The sequence below is a fragment of the Aminithiophilus ramosus genome (assembly GCF_018069705.1).
Classification (GTDB): domain Bacteria; phylum Synergistota; class Synergistia; order Synergistales; family Aminithiophilaceae; genus Aminithiophilus; species Aminithiophilus ramosus.
In genome coordinates this window covers 13,255-31,279 of record NZ_CP072943.1, presented here as the reverse complement: position 1 = coordinate 31,279, position 18,025 = coordinate 13,255, and the positions used below count along the sequence as shown (strand labels likewise).

The window sequence follows — 18,025 nt, the reverse complement described above, 5'->3', positions numbered from 1 at the left end:
CGAATGGCACCGATCGGATTATCCGATGCCGAGGCGCTCCGGGACATGGCGGAGCGCCTCGGAGAAAAGGGAAGGGGGAAAGAGCATGGAGACCCGCCATCTGACGACCTTCCTCGCCATCGTCGAAAGGGGGGGCTTCACCGAGGCCGCCCGGCGGCTGGGCTACTCCCAATCGACCGTATCGGCCCACATCCAGGCCCTCGAGGAGGCCGTCGGCGCCCCCCTCTTCGATCGGAAGGGGCGCAGGCCAGGCCTCACCGAAGAGGGCTCCCGCCTCCGGGCCCTCGCCGAGGAGATGCTGGCCCTGGAGGCGCGCATCGGGGCTCTGGGCGAGAGGGGGAGGGAACCCTCGGGCGCCCTCCGCATCGGGGCGGCCGAAAGCGTCACCGTCGCCCGCCTGGGCGACGTCCTGGCCCTCTACCGGCAGAGTTTTCCCTCCGTCTCGCTCAGCCTGACCAACGCCTCCTGCGCCCAGATCGTCGAGGGCGTCCTGAAGGGGGAGACGGACCTGGCGGCCCTCATCATGCCCCTCGTCCGCCACCCCGACCTGGAGGTGGCCATCCTGAGCCGGGAGGCCATGGTCTTCGTGGGCTCGGCACGGACGGAGAGAGACGCTCTCCTGAGGGGACTCGCGACGGGGAACCTCGAAGAGGGCTTCCTCTTCACCGAACAGGGATGCAGCTACCGCATCACCGTCGAGAGCCTCTTCCGCCGCCAGGGCCTCGTTCCCGGCCGGGTCATGGCCTTTTCCAGCGTCGAGGCCATCAAGCGCTGCGTCCAGAGCGACATGGGCCTCTCCTTCCTGCCGCGCCTCTACATCGAGGAGGAGCTCCGCGAGGGAACGCTCCGCGAGCTGGAGGCGCCTCCCCTGGAGGAGGTCTTCCTGATCCAGCTCGCCTGGCGAAAGAAGCGCCCTCTCTCGGCGGCGGCCAGGGCCTTCATCGACCTCGCCCGAGAGAGGGCGCTACGGTGGGACGGGAATGTTCCGGGAAAGGGAGGGGAGGGAGACGGAGCGCCTCCGGGCAGGCCCTCCTCCCCCGACGGAAACCGTCGCGGGGCGGCCTGAGGACGACCGGAGCGGAGAGGCCGGGCGACAGGGCGAGATCGCCTCGCCCTGTCGGAGCCATGAAGCGCCGGGAGGTTCAGAAAAGGCCCGACGGGAAGCGTTGGCGGTCCTGCAAAGCCGGACCGAGCGCATCCCCAGGGTCCGGTGCCGATAACGCGCCGGGCTCCGTTCGGCTCGCGGACGGACAGGCCGCGACACACCCGAAGCGACCTGCGAAGGGCCGTGGATCGTGGAAGGACACGATGACGTTCAGGCCGACGTGCCGATGCCCCTGAGCCTGCCTCCGGCCCTCACGATGGCCAGCTCTTCGTCCGAAAGGGAACAGAGGACGGAGATGGCCCGTCCCGACGTCTCGTTCCACAGATCGAAATCGGTCGCAACGGTCACGTCGGCCGTCTCCAGAACCAGCCGATCGCCTTGCGCGATTTTTTCGTACTCTCGCCCGTCGCGGAAGACGAGGGGCACGATGCCGAAATTGACCCGGTTAGCGAGGTGAATCCTGGCGAAACTCTTGGCGAGAATGGCCCTGATCCCGAGAAACCTCGGCGCCAGGGCGCGGCTGCCCTCGCTCCATCCACTCCCGACGACGAACGGAGAGCGTCGCCGCCGTCGGGCCGGGCCCGACGCCTTGACGAGGACGGCGCCAGAAGGGAAAATCCCCTTTGGACGCCCAATGAACAAATCCCTCTTTAAGGAGAGAACCCATGGCCCAACTGCGCAAGGAAATCACCATGACCCGCGGCGTCGTCCTGGCCGTGACGATGATTCTCGGATCGGGCCTCTTCGGCCTGCCCGGCCTGGCCCTCGAGATGGGAACGCCTCACGAGGCCCTGGCGGCCTGGGTCCTCATCTCCCTGGCCATGATCCCCCTCATCTTCATCTTCTCCGACCTGGGCGTCCGCTTCACCACCGCGGCGGGCCTCTCCCGCTACGCAGAGGAGGCCGTGGGACCCTGGGGCAACAACGCCGTCGTCTACCTCATGATCGGCAGCGTCGCCTTCGGCATGCCGGCCATGTCCAACATCGCCGCCGCCTACATCGTCCGCCTCGTCGGAGCCTCGGAGAGCGCCGTCATCCCCTTCTCCCTCCTCTTCATCGTGGCCATGACGGCCAGCAACTTCTTCGGCGTCCGGGCCACATCGGCCGTCAACGGCCTGGCCTTCTCGACCCTTGCCGGCCTTCTCGTCATCGTCATCGCCCACAACATGGGCTTCATCGATCGGGGCCTGGCGGCCCTGGGAGAGACCGCCTCAGGCGAAGAGCCCCTCGCCTTCCGTTCCGTGGCCTCCATCTGCGCCCTCCTCTTCTGGGCCTTTCTGGGATGGGAGAACCTCTCCTACGGCCTCGAGGAGTTCCAGAACCCCCGGAGGAACATTCCCGTCGCCTTCTGGGGGAGCTTTTTCGTCGTCACGGCCCTCTACCTCCTCCTGGCCCTGACGAGCACGGGAGCGGCCCTCTCGGGCCATTCCGTCGGCGGCGCCGCAGGGATGGCCGATCTTCTCCCCCGCAGCTTCGGCGAGAAGGGGCTCATCGTCGTCATGATCCTCGTCCTCCTGGCCAACGGGAACGTCTGGGTCTTCTCCATCAGCCGCATGCTCTACGCCGGCGCCCGCGACGCCATCCTCCCCGCCCCCCTGGCCCGCCTCGACGGCCGGGGCATTCCCCGCCTGAGCCTTTTCGTCCTTCTGGCCCTCTTCTCGGCCGTCACCGTCATGGCCCCCCTGACGGGGCTGTCGACGGGGCAGCTCGTCATCCTCGTGAGTCAGAACTTCGTCTTCCTCTTCGCCTTCGCCATCGTCGCCTACTGGCGCCTCACCCGAGGGGCGAAGCGGTGGCTCGTCAGCGGCGGGGCGACCCTCACGTCGGCCCTGCTCCTCTCGGACCTCTCCTGGTGGGTCCTCTTCCCGGCAGGTCTCACCGCCGCAGGCTACCTCGTCTGGAGACGGGGAGCGAAGGGCTAGGCCACGTGCCCCGTCGACGTCACGCCCCCCTCCTCGACGCTCGAAGACAAAACAAGGTCGGGACCTCCCCCGGGGAGGTCCCGACGAACGTCCGCCGCGACGGCGAAGACCCCCGGGAAGGGCCGGCGGCGGACGCGAGCGGGCACGATCCGTCCCGAGCCTGTTTCGTCTACCTCCTGCGCTGCGGCGACGGCAGCCTCTACTGCGGCTGGACCGTCGATCTCGACGGCCGTCTCGACGCCCACCGCAGGGGCAGGGGGGCCCGCTACACCCGCGGCCGTCTCCCCCTGAACCTGGTCTACTGGGAGAGATGGGCCTCGCCGGGCGAGGCCCTGAGGGGCGAGGCCCGTCTCAAGGGACTGCCGAAAACGAAAAAAGAGGCCCTCGTTGCGGCCTTCGGCCTGGAAGGGAAGAGCCCCTCTGCGTCATGCGGCCGAGAGGTCCGCGCCGGAAAAGGCGCGGACCTCTCGGCCGCGGAACCGCCCTGACGGAACAGGCCCCCTTCAGGCCTCAGCCCTTTCGGGCCGGGAGGGCCAGTCCCTTCGACGGGAGGGACCGACCGGAACGGAGGCGGAAGCGCGACACCGCTTCGTTGAGGTTCCCGCCCAGGGAGACGAGGGTCTCCGCGGTCTGGGCCACGGACTCGACGGCCTTGGACTGTTCCTCCATGGAGCGGGAGACGGCCATGATCTGCCCCTCGATCTCCTGGCTCGAGCGGGCCACGTGATCGATGCCGGCGGCCATCTCCTGGCTGGAGGCCGATTGTTCCTCCATGGTGGCGGCCACGTTCTGAATGCCCTCGCTGACGGCGGCGATGCGGGAGACGACGTTGCCGATGACCTGCCGCGTCGTCTCGGCCTGGGCGACCTCCTCGATGAGGCGCCCCACCTCTCCCGCCGCCCTGTTCGACTCCTCGGCCAGCTTGCGCACCTCGTCGGCGACGACGGCGAACCCCCGTCCGGCGTCGCCGGCTCTGGCGGCCTCGATGGCGGCGTTGAGGGCCAGGAGATTGGTCTGATCGGCGATGCGGGTGATCGTCGCCACGAATCCGGCGATGGCCTCCGTCGACTGGGCCAGGGCCTCGACGGCCTCCCCCACCTTCACTCCCGCCGACGAGGTCCTGTCGATGAGACCGACCATGTCGACGACGGCCTCTCCCCCCCGCTCGGCGACGCGGCTGATCTCCTGAGCCTGCTCGCTCATATCGGCGGCGATGGCGGCCCCGGCACGGGCCCCGGCGGCGACTTCCTCGACGCCGGCGTTCGTCTCCTCGATGGCCGCGGCCGTGTCGCGGACGTTGCCCCGCGTCCGCTCCACCATGGCCGCCACCTCTTCGATGGAGGCGGCCGACTCCTCACCGGCGGCGCTCACCTCCTGGACCTTTTCCAGGAGATCTCGGCTTCCCTCGGCGACGACGGTGAAGGATGCCGACAGGCTCGTCAGGCCCCGTTCCAGCGAGACGGAGAGCCGGCGCATCTCGGCGATGGAGCTTCTCACCTCGAGGGGGGTGGCCAGGTCGCCTTCGGCCAGAGCCTCCATGCGCTTCTCGATGACCGCCACGGGACGGGCGATGCCGTTGGCGAAAAGGACGGAGATCAGGACGATCAGGAGCGTCAGCAGGGCCGTCGCGACGAGGATGACATTCCGCAGGGCCACGACGGGCCCGAGAATCTCGCGGACCGGCGAGGTGAGGGCCGCCACCCAGCCCACGAAGGGGATGGGCGCGAAGGCGGCGTACTTCTCGTCGCCTCTGAAGACGTAGTGGACGACGTCCCTCTCTCCGGTCAGGCCCCGCCGCATAGCCGCAGCCAGTTCGGGAGCCACCATGTCGCTCACCTCGGAGGCGTTCAGCTTCCCGACGATCTCCGCCAGAGGATGGGCGACGATGATGCCCCGGCCGTCGATGGCGTAGGCGTAGCCCGTGAGGCCCCACCGGACGGAGGCGATCTCCTTGGAGATGGACTTGAGGTTGATCGAGGCGGCCAGGACGCCGACGACCTTTCCGCCGTCGCCCACGATCGGGGCGGAGATGACGAAGATCTGCTCTCCCGTCGTGCGGGAGACGATGGGGTCGGTGAGGGTCGTCTTCTTCTCCCTGACGGCGCGGGTGAAGTAGTCCCTGTCGGCGTAGTTGCCCGTCTTATCCCTCTTCACGAAGCGGGCGTCGCCGTTGAGGTCGATGATCCAGAGGTCGAAGAAATCGAAGCGGTCATAGAGCCCCTCCAGGGCCGGCTCCTGCTGTGCCCAATCCATGGAGCGGACGACGTAACGCTCCGCCTGGGCCTCGACGATGGAGGCCCTCTCCCTGAGATACCCTTCGATGCGCATCACAAGGGCCTCGACGAGGGCGGCCCCCTCTTTCTGGGACGCGGCGATGATGGCCTTTTCCGCTCGGCTGAGGGCCAGGAAACCGACGACGGCCATGGCGGCCAGGGCAACGGCGAGAAACGTTGCGATCAGTCTTCCACGAAGGGATTTCATGGCACGACCTCCTCTGGGATTCGAGATGACGTTAAAATCGTACACGAAACCCACTTCGAAAACCAGTATAAAATTATAAAATTCAGGTTTTTATTCAAGAAGATCCGAAGAGGAACGACAGACGATGCCGCCGAGGAGGGGTCTCTCTAAAGAGGAACCCCGCCTCGGCGGCATCGATGGACCGAACGAGACTCCCGAATCCGCAGGCAAAAAGGGCGGAAAGCTCCATCGGCCCGGCCGGGAAGCGACTGGAGGACTGAAACAATTCGACTCGAGCGTGCGCCGGCAAGGTGCTTCGAGGACCGCGAATCAGGGCCCGACGAAGTCTGCCTGCCGATGGACGAGACGAGGACCGCCGCCTTGTCTCCTTCCAGTTTACTGTTGGTAGGCTCGGATGAGGTTTTTCAGGGCGTGTCGCTTCCGACAAGCCTGCACGTGACCGATCAAGAGCCCTAAAGCAACACCCGCCCCCAAAGTAGTGACATAGTGCATGTCTCTGCCTCCTCGTCTCGGACCTCAAGGTTTTAATTTCAGGCTCGTTGTTGTCCCTCTGTTGTCTCCAGTCTAGCAGAATCATGTGAGGCCTGCAAGAGGGAATCATAACAGGAAAAGCCATACAAAAAGGAGAGAGGGCCCCGACGGCCGTCGGAGCCCTCTCTCCTGCGTCGCCCGAATCCGAGTCAGGCGAAAAGGATGGACCTCAGGCTCCGGCCTGGTCGGGCGAGGCCGTCTCGACGGGGACTTCCGTCTCGGCGGGCGTCTCGACCTGATCGGGCGAGGCCGTCACAGGGACTTCCGTCTCGGCCCGGTCGGGCGAGCTCGCCTCGGCGGGAGCCTCGACGGCCTCGGAAGTCTCCGTCACGGCAGGCGCCGACGCCTCGGCGGGCTCTTTCAAGCCCTTCATCTCTTCCCGCGCGGCCTCGAGGAGGGCCTCCGTGGAGGTCAGCTTGGCCTGAGAGGCCTGGAGTTTCTCCTCCATGGCGGCCACCTTGTCGCCAAGGGCCTTCAGTTTTCCCTGGAGCCCCTCTCTGTCCTTCGCTCCGGACGCCGATTCGGAGCGGGCCCGTTCCAGAAGGGCTTCCGTCTCCGCCAGGGCGTTTTCGGCCTTTGAGGCCCTATCGCGCTCGGAGGCGACTGCCGCCTCCAGTTCGGCCGCCTTGGCCTCGGCGGCGATGCGGGCCTCGGCGGCGGCCTGGGCCTTGGCCTCCAGCTCACCCTTCGAGGACTCGACGGACTCGACGGCCTGAGCCAGCTCGGCCTCGGCCTTCTCGGCCCGGGCCGTCATGGCCGCCAGGGCCTCTTCCAGCTCGGCCCGCTCGGCGTCGCGATTGGCCTTGACGGTTTCCAGTTCCTTCTCGGCGGAGGCGGCACGTTCTTCGGCGGCAGTCAGGCGCCCTTCCGTCTCGACCAGGGCGGCCTTGGTCATCTCCAGCGATTCCTTGGTGAGACGGAGAGTCTCGACGTTGATCCGCAGCTGCTCTTCCATGATGTCGGGAGCGGCGACGGAAGCGGCAGCCTCTTCCTCTTCGACGATCTCGGCGGCACCCCCCTCGAGGAGGGCTTCCTGGACGGAGACGAGTCGGGCCATCTCGGTCAAGGCCGCCTTCTGGCGGTTCAGATCGTTGCGGAGGTAGGTCTCGTGGCGCTGGGCGCTCCCCTCGACCCGCTCCAGGGCTCCCTGGAAGAGGTCCAACTCTCCCGTGAGCGTCTCCAGGACGGCCTTCATATCGCCTATGTTCTTCTGAGCCGCGGCGTACTCCTCGCCGATCTTCTCCACCTGAAGCTGGAGAGAGGCGGTGCTCTCGGCCTGAGCCAGAATTTTTTTGTTCATCTGGGTCCACATCACGTTGAGGATGAGGACGATGACGACGAAAAGCCCCAGGGAGCGCCAGAGCGCGCCACGGCCCCCTCGGGGCGCGGCGGGCCCCGAGGGGGCAGAGGGCGCGGCGTCGTCGGAGCGGCCCAGGAGGACGGCCTGCTCCTCGACCTGGGAGAGCTCTTCCGTTCCGGTTCGTGGCTCCCCGTCGGAGGCGGCTTCCTGGCGGTCCGATTCCTGAAGGGACTCGACGTCGGTCTCGTCCGTGAAAAGAGGGTCCTCCCCGTCGATGGGAGTGCCGATGGAATCCGTCTCGATCCGTTCTTCTTCCCTGTCTTCAGGGTCCTGTCCGTTGCGGAGTTTATCTTCGTTCATGCCCTCATCTCCTCTCAAAGGCCGCCAAAGGGGGCCGTCTTATGCGACGGTTGCAACAAGTCTCCACAGTTACGCGAATATTATACTCGCTTTGTCGGCGAAAGCGAAAGGGAAGACCGGAAACGGCCTTCCCTTTCGCACCTGTTCTTCCTTCGATCGTCGATCGGGCCGGAGGGAGTTCAGACTTCCCCCTCGCCGGGCCACATGAAGCTGCCCAGGGCCGCTCCGGCGGGAACCATGGGGAAGACCTTGTCCCGCCAGGGAATGAGGCACTCGACGAGGGCCGGTCCGGGACTTTCCAGGGCTTTCCTGAGCGTGGCCTCCATGGCCGCGGCCTCGACGATGCGGAAGCCGGGGATGGAGAAGGCCTCGGCGAGGGCGACGAAGTCGCAGCGGGGCGCCTCCATGGTCTGGGCGTAGCGCTCGTCGTAGAAGAGCTCCTGCCACTGGCGGACCATGCCCAGACTGCCGTTGTTGAAGACGATGACCTTGACGGGAAGACTGTAGCGCGAGCAGGTCTCCAGCTCCTGGACGTTCATGAGGAGGCTGCCGTCTCCGGCGAGACAGACGACGGGCTTTCCCGAGGCGAGGGCCGCTCCGAGGGCCGCCGGGAGGCCGAAGCCCATCGTCCCCAAGCCTCCCGAGGAGATGAAGCCCCGGGGACGGCGCGTCTCCCAGTGGAGGCCCGCCCACATCTGATGCTGGCCCACTTCGGTGACGAGGGCCACGTCATCGTCGACGAGGGAGCGGACGGCCCTGATGACGGAGGGCACCGAAAGGGAGGGCTCCGAGGGTTCGAGCGGGTAGGCGGCCTTCCATTCGTCGATGGACCGGAGCCAGTCGGACCGATCTCGGCCCGCCGAGGCGTCCTTCAGCAGGGGAAGGACGGCGGCGGCATCGCCGACGAGACCCGCCGCCGGGAGAAGGTTTTTGCCCACCTCGGCCCTGTCGAGATCGATCTGGATCACCTTGGCCTTGGGGGCGAAGCCGTCGAGGCGTCCCGTCGTCCTGTCGGAGAAGCGCGTTCCCACGGCGACGACGACGTCGGCCTCGCAGAGGGCCAGGTTGGCGGCGGGGCGGCCGTGCATGCCCGCCGTGCCGAGGGAGAGGCGATGGTCCTCGGGGAAGGCTCCCTTGCCCATGAACGTCGTCGCCACAGGCAGGGAACCGGCCTCGGCCAGGTCGCGAAGCTCCCCGTCGGCCCCGGAGAGGATGACGCCGCCTCCTGCGAGGAGGAGGGGGCGTCGGGCCCCCTCGAGGAGCCGTCGGGCCCTTTCGAGCTGGCTCAGGTCCTGGGCCGTCTCGGCGCTGTAGCCGGGGAAGTCGAGCTCGGGCGGGTAGACGAAGTCGCCCGTGCCGTTCTGGATGTCGACGGGGATGTCGACCAGGACCGGGCCGGGCCGGCCCGTCCGGGCGATGTAGAAGGCCCCGGCCAGGGCCTTGGGAAGCTGGTCCAGGCTCTGAACGAAGAAGCTGTGCTTCACGAGGGGCATGCTGCAGCCGAAGATGTCGGCCTCCTGAAAGGCATCGGTGCCGATGAGGGAGGTCTTGACCTGGCCTGTGATGACGACGACGGGGACGGAGTCCATGTGGGCGTCGGCCAGGCCGGTGAGGGTGTTCGTCGCCCCCGGTCCCGACGTGACGAGGCAGACGCCGACCTTTCCCGACAGACGGGCGTACCCCTCGGCGGCATGGACGGCGGCCTGCTCGTGACGGGTCAGCACCTGACGGAAAGGGGCCTTCATCAGGGCGTCGAAAAGGGGGATGACGGTCCCTCCGGGGATGCCGAAGAGGACGTCGACGCCCTCGCGGGCCAGGGCTTCCATGACCATCTGAGCGCCGTTCATCATGATCGGCCGCCTCCTTTCACTCTCTTTTTCCAAGGGGAACCTCTCAGCAGGCGCCTTCCATGGCCCGGGCGACCTGGCGTCCCTCCTGGATCTGGAAGACGCGGTTCAGGGCGTTGACGTAGGCCTTGAGGCTGGCCTCGATGACGTCCGTGCTGGCCCCCCGTCCCGCGGCGCTGACGCCGTCGAGACTGATGGAGAGCGAGGCCTGGCCCATGGCGTCGGCCCGCTCCGTCACGGCCTCGATGCGGTAGCTGAGAAGCTTGGGCTCGAGGGACATGATGCGCTTCACGGCCGAGAAGACGGCGTCGACGGGGCCGTTGCCCGTGGCGGCGTCGGTCTTCTCCGCGTCTCCGTCCATGAGGGTCACCGTCGCCGTCGCCCTGTCGCGGCCGGCCGACTGGACCATGTAGTCCTTGAGGACGAGGCGCTTCTGGGAGCTGACGGAGAGGACTTCGTCGACGATGAGGGCCTCCAGGTCGTCGTCGGTGACCATCTCCTTCCTGTCGCAGAGGTTTTTGAAGAGGACGAAGAGCTCCTCGACGGCCTCGGGCTCCAGGGCGTAGCCCATGGCCTCGATGCGGCTGGCAAAGGCATGCCGTCCCGAGTGTTTGCCCAGGACGAGGCGACTGCTCGGAGCGCCGACGTCCTCGGCCTTCATGATCTCGTAGGTGCTTCGGTGACGGAGGACGCCGTGCTGGTGGATGCCGGCCTCGTGGGCGAAGGCGTTGCGGCCCACGATGGCCTTGTTGGGCGGGACGGGGAATCCGGTCAGGCGCGACACGAGGCCGCTCAGGCTCTGAAAGACCGTCGTGTCGAGCGTCGTGTCGGGACCGTCGGCGCCGCGACGGACGCGGAGGGCCATGACGATCTCTTCCATGGCGGCGTTCCCGGCCCGCTCGCCGAGACCGTTGACGGTGCACTCCACCTGGCGGGCGCCGCAGCGGACGGCCTCGAGGGAGTTGGCCACGGCGAGCCCCAGGTCGTCGTGACAGTGGACGGACCAGATGACGTCACGACCCGCGTCGACGCGGGCCATGATGTCGGCCAGGAAGGCGCCGAACTCGGCCGGGACGGCGTAGCCGACCGTGTCGGGAACGTTGAGGGTCCGGGCTCCGCACTCGACGGCGAGGCGGAGAACCTGGGCCAGAAAGGCCGGATCGGACCGGCTGGCGTCCTCGGCGGAGAACTCGACGTCGTCCGTCAGGGAACGGGCCAGGGTGACGGCCCGGCGCACCTCCTCCAGGACCTCGTCGCGGCTCATGCGGAGCTTGTGCTCCAGGTGGATGTCGCTGGTGGCGATGAAGGTGTGGATGCGGGGCCGCTCGGCGTGGCGCACGCCCTCCCAGGCGGCCATGATGTCCTCGTTGCGCGTCCGGGCCAGACCGGCCACGATGGGGCCCTTCACCTCGCGGGCAATGGCACGCACCGACTCGAGGTCGCCCTCGGAAGCGGCAGGGAAGCCGGCCTCGATCACGTCGACGCCCAATCGTGCGAGCTGACGCGCGATCTGGAGCTTCTCGGCCCTGTTCAGGTTGATGCCGGGCGACTGTTCTCCGTCTCTCAGAGTGGTGTCGAAAATACGTACCTTGTCGGGGGTCATGGTCTCCTCCTCTCGAGGCCGATCCGGCCTCGCTCTCTAGTTCTCGGGGGCCTCCTTGGCCTCCATCCAGGGCATCATCGTTCTCAGCGACTTGCCGACGGCTTCGATGGGGTGGTTCTTCTCGGCGCGCATCCAGGCCCTCATGCGGGGACGGCCGCAGAGATTCTCGGCGATCCAGTCCTGGGCGAAGGAACCGTCCTGGACGCGCTTGAGGAGCTCTTCCATGGCCTCGCGGGTGTACTCGTCGACGACCTTCCTTCCGGCGACGAGGTCGCCGTACTTGGCCGTGTCGCTGACGGAGTAGCGCATCCAGGAGAAGCCGCCCTCGTAGATCATGTCGACGATGAGCTTCAGCTCGTTGAGACACTCGAAGTAGGCGATCTCCGGCTGGTAGCCGGCGTCGACGAGGGTGTCGAATCCGGCCTTGATCAGCTCCGTCACGCCGCCGCAGAGGACGGCCTGCTCGCCGAAGAGGTCCGTCTCCGTCTCCTCGGCGAAGGTGGTCTCGATGACGCCGGCCCGGCCGCCGCCGATGGCCGAGGCGTAGGCCAGACCGATCTCCCTGGCCTGTCCCGAGGCGTTCTGGTAGACGGCGATGAGGCAGGGAACGCCCTTGCCGTCGGCGAACATGCGGCGGACAAGGTGACCCGGTCCCTTGGGGGCGACCATGAAGACGTCCCGATCGGCGGGGGGGAGGACCTGGCCGTAGTGGATGCAGAAGCCGTGGGCGAAGGCCAGGGCCGCGTCCTTCTTCAGGAAGGGGGCGACTTCGTTGCGGAAGACGTCGGCCTGGACGTGGTCGGGCATGAGGAACATGACCACGTCGGCAGAGGCCACGGCCTCCCGGACGGAAAGGACCTCGAAGCCGTCGGCCTGGGCCTTGGCGCGGCTGCGGCTCGTCTCGTGAAGGCCGATGACGACGGAAACGCCGCTGTCGCGGAGGTTTTGGGCATGAGCGTGACCCTGGCTGCCATAGCCGAGGACGGCCACCCTCCTGCCCTTGATAAGCTCGAGATTCGCGTCCTTGTCGTAGTAGACCTGTGCCATCTTCAAAAGACCCCTTTCGATTGTGTTTCAGAAGTTTTTTCCCGTGGATCTGAAGCCGGACCTCTAGATTTGAAGCGCCTCGACAGGCGACTCCTTCCTGGCGCCGAAGCCCGTCCGGCCCAGGGCGACGGCCCCGCTGCTGGCGACTTCGAGGACGCCGAAGGGGCGCACCGCTTCGAGACAGGCTTCCACTTTTCCCCGATCTCCCGTCGCCTCGATGACGATGGCGTCTTCACCGATGTCGATGATGCGGCAGCGGAAGACTTCGGCCGTCTGGAGGACGTGAGGACGGACGTCGAGGGGGGCGCGGACTTTGATCAGCGTCATCCAGCGCTCGACGAAGGTGCTCTCGCTGAGATTGCGGACGTCGACGACCTCGACGAGCTTGTCGAGCTGGCGGACGATCTGGTCCACGACGGTCTCGTCGCCGTTGACGACGAGGGTGAAGCGGGAAAGACCGGGCCTGTGCGTCTTGCCGACGCTGAGACTCGTCACGTTGTATCCCCGGCGCGAGACCAGCCCGGCGAGGCGGGAAAGGACACCGGGTTGGTCCTGAGCCAAAACGCTGATCGTGTGGATCGTCATCTTTTTCCCTCCCTGTCCTGATGAAGCCCTGAAAGACCTGGCAAAAAGAAAGACCGGGGCCCCTGACGCAAGGGGCCCCGGTCCTGTAAGATTCCGTCGGCCTATACGGCGACGAAAGCTCCAGGAGGGGACCCGCAGCTAATAAGTACGAGGACGAGATTGGTAAGGGAAAGGGCCTTCATCCGGTTCACTGCGCTCCACCTCCTGTGCCGATTTCGACTCCCGAGATTGGTGGACATTTTAGGGCTCCGGGCCCTATCTGTCAACATGGAGAACGTTTTCCTATGGAATTCAGAATTTTCATCCCTCTCGTCCGCCCGGCGGCCCTCGTCACTGCTCCTGCCGAAGAAAGTCGTCGGCCCGGGAGGTCCTACCTTTCCCGCCGTCATACCTCTCGGTCCCGAGGACCCCGCCCCGCGGCGGCGCCGGGACACGGCGCTGCCCCTCCGGAGCGGGCGCGGGCAGAAGGGACGAAGCTCTGAGTGAATGAGGCGGTCATGGCCTATAATGGGAAAAGCATTGAACCCGACGGGAGGTTTTCGCCATGTCATCGCCACGGCCCCCTAAGGAGGGCCCCTTCGTCTTCCTTCTCTATGTCCTTCTCGTGACGGCCTACTTCTTCTCCTTCTTCTTCCGCGTCTCCGCCTCCGTCGTCCTCCCCCAGGAGGCCTCGAGGCTGGGCCTTTCGGCGGCCACGGCAGGCTTCATCTCAAGTCTCTACTACTACGCCTACGCCGTCACTCAGCCCCTCTGCGGCGCCCTTCACGACCGCCTGGGCCCTCTGAGGGTCGTCGCCTTCGGCATGGCCCTCACCGGGGTGGGGGAGGTCCTCTACATCCTCTCCCCGACGGCCCTCTCCCTCGGCCTCTGGAGGCTGCTGACGGGTCTGGGGCTGGCTCCCATGTTCTCCGGCGCCCTCCTCTTCCAATCCCGGGCCTTTCCCCAGGAGCGCTACCCCTTCTACGCCGGGGTGACGCTCGCCGTCGGCAACCTGGGCGCCGTCGTCTCCGTCGCCCCTCTGGGCTTCGCCCTCGAGAGGTGGGGCAAGACGAGCGTCTTCTCCCTCCTGGCCCTCGTCAGCTTCGCCCTGGCGGCCGCCCTCGTGATCCTCGGCGGAAAGACTCCGGGGAACGCCGGAGGCGGAAAAATGGAGCTGGCCAAAAGGATGGGGGAGGCGGCGAGGACCATCGCCCTCTCGCCTCCCCTGCGGACCGTCACCCTTCTCTGGGGCCTTCTCATCAGCGCCCTTCTGGCCTTTCAGGGCCTCTGGGCCGTGGCCTGGTACAGGGCGGCCTTCGACGTGACGACGGCCTCGGCGCGCAACTGGGCCACCCTCGTCGGCATCGGCGTCATCGCCGGGACCCTGGCGGGAGGGCGCCTGAAGGGTTCGAGGGCGACGATCCTCCGGCGCGGCTACGCCCTGGCGGGAATCCTCTGGATCCTTCTTCTCGCCCTCGCCGCACTGACGGACTCCATCATTCTCGTGGGATCGACGGGCTTTCTCGTGGGACTCGCCTCGGGGGTCTTCGTCGTCCAGGGCGCCTCGGCCGTCAACGAACTGACCGAACCCTCCAGGAGAGGGGCCGTCCTGGGGATGGCCAACCTCTTCATCTACGTCGGCGTCATCGCCTTCCAATGGGGAACGGGAAGCCTCATCGGCCTTTTCGAAAGCACTCCGGGCCATTACGCGCCGACGGGCTTTCTTCTGGCCTTCGGCGTGACGACGCTCCTCATCGCCGGAGGGACGCTTTTTTTCCCCCGCCTCTCCGACTAGGAGTCTGTCGGACTTCTCCGGGAAGAGGGTGATCGGGCCTGACCCATGAGATGAAGCGTCCGCTTTCGAGAACCAAGCATTCCCTTCAGGCAACACAAGGGGCATCGCTCAACGACCGTCAGGCCAAGCCCGACAGACTTCTAGGGGCGCCTGGCCTCGACGCTCTCCCGGAAGGACTGGGCCATGTTGCGGTAGTGGCGCTCGATCTCCGACGAGGCCGAGAGGCCGCCCCGGCCGTAGAAGCGCGCGACCATCTCGTCGTAGCTGCGACCCGAGAGAGTCAGCCTGTCGGCCATGAGGGCGCAGCCCATGCGGACGTTCAGGACGGGCTTCATCAGGATGCGGGGCTCGTCGATGCGGGAATCCTCCTTGACGATCCAGGCCTTGTTCGCCGTCCAGTCCACCCTCATCAGACCGTACTCCCCCTCTCCCTTGGAGAGCCAGTCCAGGCCCGAACGGTGGATCATGACGGCGGCGACGACGAAGGGGTCGAGGCCGTACTGGGCCGCCGAGCGATCGACGTACACGGCGTAGTTCATGCGCCGCTGTTCCGAAAGGTCTCGGTTGACGATGGAGAAATAGTCGGCCATGACCTGGCGGCGCGTCGAGGCCCAATCATCTCCCGGATAGCGGCGGGCGAAGGCGGCCAGACGGGAGCGGTCGAGGGAAAGGATCTCCTCCGCTCCCGACGCGGCCGCCGACAGAAGAAGCACAAGGAGAGTCACAAGGGCTGTCGTCTTTTTCATCGCTCTTCCTCCCGATAGGTGAACCCGAAAGCGCTCCCCCTGAAGAGGAGCGAAAGGGAAAGGGGGCCTCGTCTCTTCGACCCGCTTCTGATAGGATGCCCCTGAAAGGGCCCCTTCGGCCCGAGTGTAGCCCCAAAGGCGGGAAAAGACCAAGGTAAAAAGGCCGATTCCTCGGCCGTCGGGCCTTGGAACGTTCCCGAAGATCCCCACAGGACGCATGGGAAAGGAGGCACAACGATGGAAATCCTCTTCGCCGCCGCCCTTATCTTCCTCGCCCGCGTCGCCGACGTCTCCATGGCGACGGTGCGGATGCTGCTTCTGGTCAAAGGGAGGCGGGGAATCGCCGCCTTCGTGGGCTTTTTCGAAGTTTCCCTCTACCTCCTCTCCCTCCAGTACGTCCTCAAGGCCGGCCTGTCGAGCCCTCTCAACTTCATCGCCTACGCCGGAGGCTACGCCACGGGCAACTTCATGGGCTCCCTGCTGGAGGAGAAACTCCTCTCCGGCCACGTCCTCGTCGAGATCATCGCCCACGACGTGGCCGGAGGCGCCTGCATGGCCAACACCCTACGCGAGGCCGGCTTCGGAACGACGGTCATCACCGGAGAAGGGCGCAACGGCCCCCGCCTGGTCCTCAAGGTCGTCTGCGACCGCAACGACCGCCACAGGGTTCTGGCGGCGACGAAGGGGTGCAGCGCCTTCGTCTTCGTCTCCGACCTCAAGGGGGTCCAGGGCGGCCATTTCCAGAGGAAGGCCAAGTGAGGGCGCGCCGCATCCTGGCCGCCGACATCGGCGGAACGGGGAGTCGTTTCGGCCACTTTCTCCACGACGAAAGAGGGCTGACCCTCCTGTCGACGTGCCGCCTGGCCACGGGCGACTACGGAGGGGGCGGGGAGCTTTTCGAGGCCCTGACCGCCTCGGGCTTCGATCTCTCTCCGGGCGAGGCCGACGTCGTCGTCCTCGCCGCGGCGGGCTTCGTCGACAGGGACCGAAGGGTAAGGATCACGGCCCGGGGCTGGACAATAGACGGTGCCGCCCTCGAGTCCTCTCTGGGCGGCACCTTTGTCGTCCTCAACGACCTCGTCGCTCAGGCCTGGGCGACGAGGTCCCCTCTGGCGGGCAAGACCACGATCCTCCTCCGGGGAGAACCCAGAGAGGGCGTCGAGGCCGTCGTCGCCTCCGGAACGGGCCTGGGCAAGGCCTTCATCGTCCCCGACGGGCGCGGAGGCCTTCTCGTTCTCCCTTCCGAGGGAGGCCACGGCACCTTCGCCGTCGAAAACGGCGACGAACTGGACTTCCTCCGCTTCATCTGCGACCGCGTGGGCCCCAGGGGCAAGGAACTCGATTTCGTCGTCTCCGGTCGGGGGCTGGCCCATCTTCAGGCCTTCCTCTACGGGGAAAACCTCGACGAACGGGAGGTCGTCGACGCCCTGGGGCGATCGCCCCTGACCGTCCAGTGGATGGGACGCTTTCTGGGAAGAGTCTGCCGCGACACGGCCCTCGACGTCCTGTCCCTGGGAGGACTCACCCTCACAGGAGGCGTCCTGGCCCGCTCCCCCTTTCTCGTCGATCAGGAGACCTTCCGGGAGGCCTTTCTCCGGTCGGACACGATGGGAACCGTTCTGGCCTCCATCCCCGTAGGCCTTCTCGCCGACGACGACGCCGGCCTCTGGGGCGCCGCCCGGGCCGGAGCCGAGAGATGGAAGGAGAAAGGTTGAGGGCCGACGTCGCCTACTCGGTCACCTCTTCGATCCTTTGGGCCAGCAGGTAGATCTCGCCGCTCCCCAGGGAGGAACGGATCTCCCCCTCGACGCGGACCGTCGTCCCCTCCAGGAGGGATCGGACCTTCTCCTGAAGGGCGCCGTCGAAGACGCGGGCCATGATGAAATCCCGCCGGATCGTCCCTCCCTCGAGGCTTCGCTCCTGGCGGACGGAAAAGCTCGTGTACTCGCCCATCCGGCTGTCCCTGACGGCCTCGCCCCGGACATGATGCAAAGAGCCGCTGACGCGGGCGCTGTTTTCCCCTAAATCCATCACCGTGACACCTCCTTCGCGACAGAAGAACCCGCCCTTTCTACCCCAAATCGGGCCGGGAGACAAGGGGCCAAAAAGCGAAAAGGGGCGCCCCCCTGGAGGCGCCCCGGAAAGCCCTTCGGCAGATCAGGCCTCGAGGCCGATCTCCCTGAAGCTCTCCCAGAGGCCGTGAATGTTGCAGTAAGAGGCAGCCACCAGGGTTCCCGGCCTGTCGATGCGCACGGCGGCGGAGGCGACGGGCTCGGCGTAGGCCGGGCCCTGGTTGGGGCCGGCGACGGATTCGCCGTGAACGTTGAACTCGACGTTGAAGACTTCGTAGGGGAACTTCCCCTCGGCGGGCTTGAAATAGAGCTTGATCCAGCGGATATGGTGCTCCGTCGTGTTGGGATGGGCGATCTCCTTGCCGACGCTGACCTGGACGGTGAAGGTCTCTCCCGCCTTGACCGTCTCGGGAGCCTCGATGACGGGAACGTGCTTTTCCCCCCGGAAATCACCGGACTGAATCAGGTGTTCGAACTTCATCGGCCGTCTTCCTCCTCTCGGAAAATGGGACTCCCTCCTCCCGCAACGCCTGCCGGAAGAAGGATCGGCGGACTCTGCCTTTCGCGCCGATGGCAACAGCATACGTTCACGAGCGTCATTTTTCAAGACCCTTGAGTTGTTTTGACACCATACAAAAAACGGGCGAAGAGG

Annotated in this window: 16 protein-coding genes; 6 read left to right on the top strand and 10 right to left on the bottom strand. The window is 66.5% G+C overall.

Going from position 1 to position 18,025, the window contains the following annotated elements:
• Window positions 1-85: 85 nt before the first annotated feature.
• Complete coding sequence (locus KAR29_RS00145) at window positions 86-1,066, top strand: LysR family transcriptional regulator (protein ID WP_274373633.1); 981 nt, start codon at window positions 86-88, stop codon at window positions 1,064-1,066.
• 249 nt (window positions 1,067-1,315) lie between these two features.
• On the opposite strand, the gene KAR29_RS00140 is transcribed toward KAR29_RS00145, so the two are convergent.
• A complete protein-coding gene (locus tag KAR29_RS00140) occupies window positions 1,316-1,747 on the bottom strand; it encodes a hypothetical protein (protein WP_274373632.1) in 432 nt (143 codons plus the stop codon).
• A 23-nt stretch (window positions 1,748-1,770) separates the two neighbouring features.
• Between KAR29_RS00140 and KAR29_RS00135 the strand changes: the two genes are divergently transcribed.
• Window positions 1,771-3,027 (top strand): APC family permease, encoded by a 1,257-nt coding sequence (locus tag KAR29_RS00135; RefSeq protein ID WP_274373631.1) that lies wholly within the window; start codon window positions 1,771-1,773, stop codon window positions 3,025-3,027.
• A 5-nt stretch (window positions 3,028-3,032) separates the two neighbouring features.
• On the top strand, window positions 3,033-3,515 hold the full coding sequence (locus KAR29_RS00130) for a GIY-YIG nuclease family protein (protein ID WP_274373630.1): 483 nt from the start codon (window positions 3,033-3,035) through the stop codon (window positions 3,513-3,515).
• 22 nt (window positions 3,516-3,537) lie between these two features.
• On the opposite strand, the gene KAR29_RS00125 is transcribed toward KAR29_RS00130, so the two are convergent.
• The 6 genes from KAR29_RS00125 to ilvN form a co-directional block, all read right to left on the bottom strand.
• A complete protein-coding gene (locus KAR29_RS00125; protein ID WP_274373629.1) occupies window positions 3,538-5,508 on the bottom strand; it encodes a methyl-accepting chemotaxis protein in 1,971 nt (656 codons plus the stop codon).
• Window positions 5,509-6,208: 700 nt separating this feature from the next.
• Complete coding sequence (locus KAR29_RS00120; protein WP_274373628.1) at window positions 6,209-7,699, bottom strand: coiled-coil domain-containing protein; 1,491 nt, start codon at window positions 7,697-7,699, stop codon at window positions 6,209-6,211.
• Window positions 7,700-7,878: 179 nt separating this feature from the next.
• On the bottom strand, window positions 7,879-9,549 hold the full coding sequence (gene ilvB, locus KAR29_RS00115; RefSeq protein ID WP_274373627.1) for a biosynthetic-type acetolactate synthase large subunit: 1,671 nt from the start codon (window positions 9,547-9,549) through the stop codon (window positions 7,879-7,881).
• Window positions 9,550-9,592: 43 nt separating this feature from the next.
• Complete coding sequence (locus tag KAR29_RS00110) at window positions 9,593-11,149, bottom strand: 2-isopropylmalate synthase (protein WP_274373626.1); 1,557 nt, start codon at window positions 11,147-11,149, stop codon at window positions 9,593-9,595.
• Window positions 11,150-11,185: 36 nt separating this feature from the next.
• Window positions 11,186-12,196 (bottom strand): ketol-acid reductoisomerase, encoded by a 1,011-nt coding sequence (gene ilvC, locus KAR29_RS00105; RefSeq protein ID WP_274373625.1) that lies wholly within the window; start codon window positions 12,194-12,196, stop codon window positions 11,186-11,188.
• Between the two features lie 63 nt (window positions 12,197-12,259).
• On the bottom strand, window positions 12,260-12,781 hold the full coding sequence (ilvN, locus tag KAR29_RS00100) for an acetolactate synthase small subunit (RefSeq protein WP_274373624.1): 522 nt from the start codon (window positions 12,779-12,781) through the stop codon (window positions 12,260-12,262).
• Between the two features lie 604 nt (window positions 12,782-13,385).
• Here ilvN and KAR29_RS00095 point away from each other — a divergent pair.
• Window positions 13,386-14,555, top strand: coding sequence for an MFS transporter (locus KAR29_RS00095; protein ID WP_274373623.1), 1,170 nt, complete (start codon window positions 13,386-13,388; stop codon window positions 14,553-14,555).
• A gap of 140 nt (window positions 14,556-14,695) precedes the next feature.
• Here KAR29_RS00095 and KAR29_RS00090 read toward each other — a convergent pair whose 3' ends face one another.
• Window positions 14,696-15,301: a lysozyme family protein gene (locus tag KAR29_RS00090; RefSeq protein ID WP_274373622.1), complete on the bottom strand. Its 606-nt coding sequence runs from the start codon at window positions 15,299-15,301 to the stop codon at window positions 14,696-14,698.
• Between the two features lie 237 nt (window positions 15,302-15,538).
• Between KAR29_RS00090 and KAR29_RS00085 the strand changes: the two genes are divergently transcribed.
• Window positions 15,539-16,060, top strand: coding sequence for a DUF2179 domain-containing protein (locus KAR29_RS00085; RefSeq protein WP_274373621.1), 522 nt, complete (start codon window positions 15,539-15,541; stop codon window positions 16,058-16,060).
• Window positions 16,057-17,016: a glucokinase gene (locus tag KAR29_RS00080; protein WP_274373620.1), complete on the top strand. Its 960-nt coding sequence runs from the start codon at window positions 16,057-16,059 to the stop codon at window positions 17,014-17,016. Before KAR29_RS00085 ends, KAR29_RS00080 begins: the two co-directional genes overlap by 4 nt.
• Before the next feature lie 13 nt (window positions 17,017-17,029).
• Here KAR29_RS00080 and KAR29_RS00075 read toward each other — a convergent pair whose 3' ends face one another.
• Both KAR29_RS00075 and KAR29_RS00070 read right to left on the bottom strand, forming a co-directional pair.
• Window positions 17,030-17,332 carry a DNA-binding protein gene (locus tag KAR29_RS00075; RefSeq protein WP_274374993.1) on the bottom strand — a complete coding sequence of 101 codons (303 nt, stop codon included), beginning with the start codon at window positions 17,330-17,332 and terminating at the stop codon, window positions 17,030-17,032.
• A gap of 126 nt (window positions 17,333-17,458) precedes the next feature.
• Window positions 17,459-17,854 (bottom strand): class II SORL domain-containing protein, encoded by a 396-nt coding sequence (locus KAR29_RS00070; protein WP_274373619.1) that lies wholly within the window; start codon window positions 17,852-17,854, stop codon window positions 17,459-17,461.
• Between the last annotated feature and the right edge of the window lie 171 nt (window positions 17,855-18,025).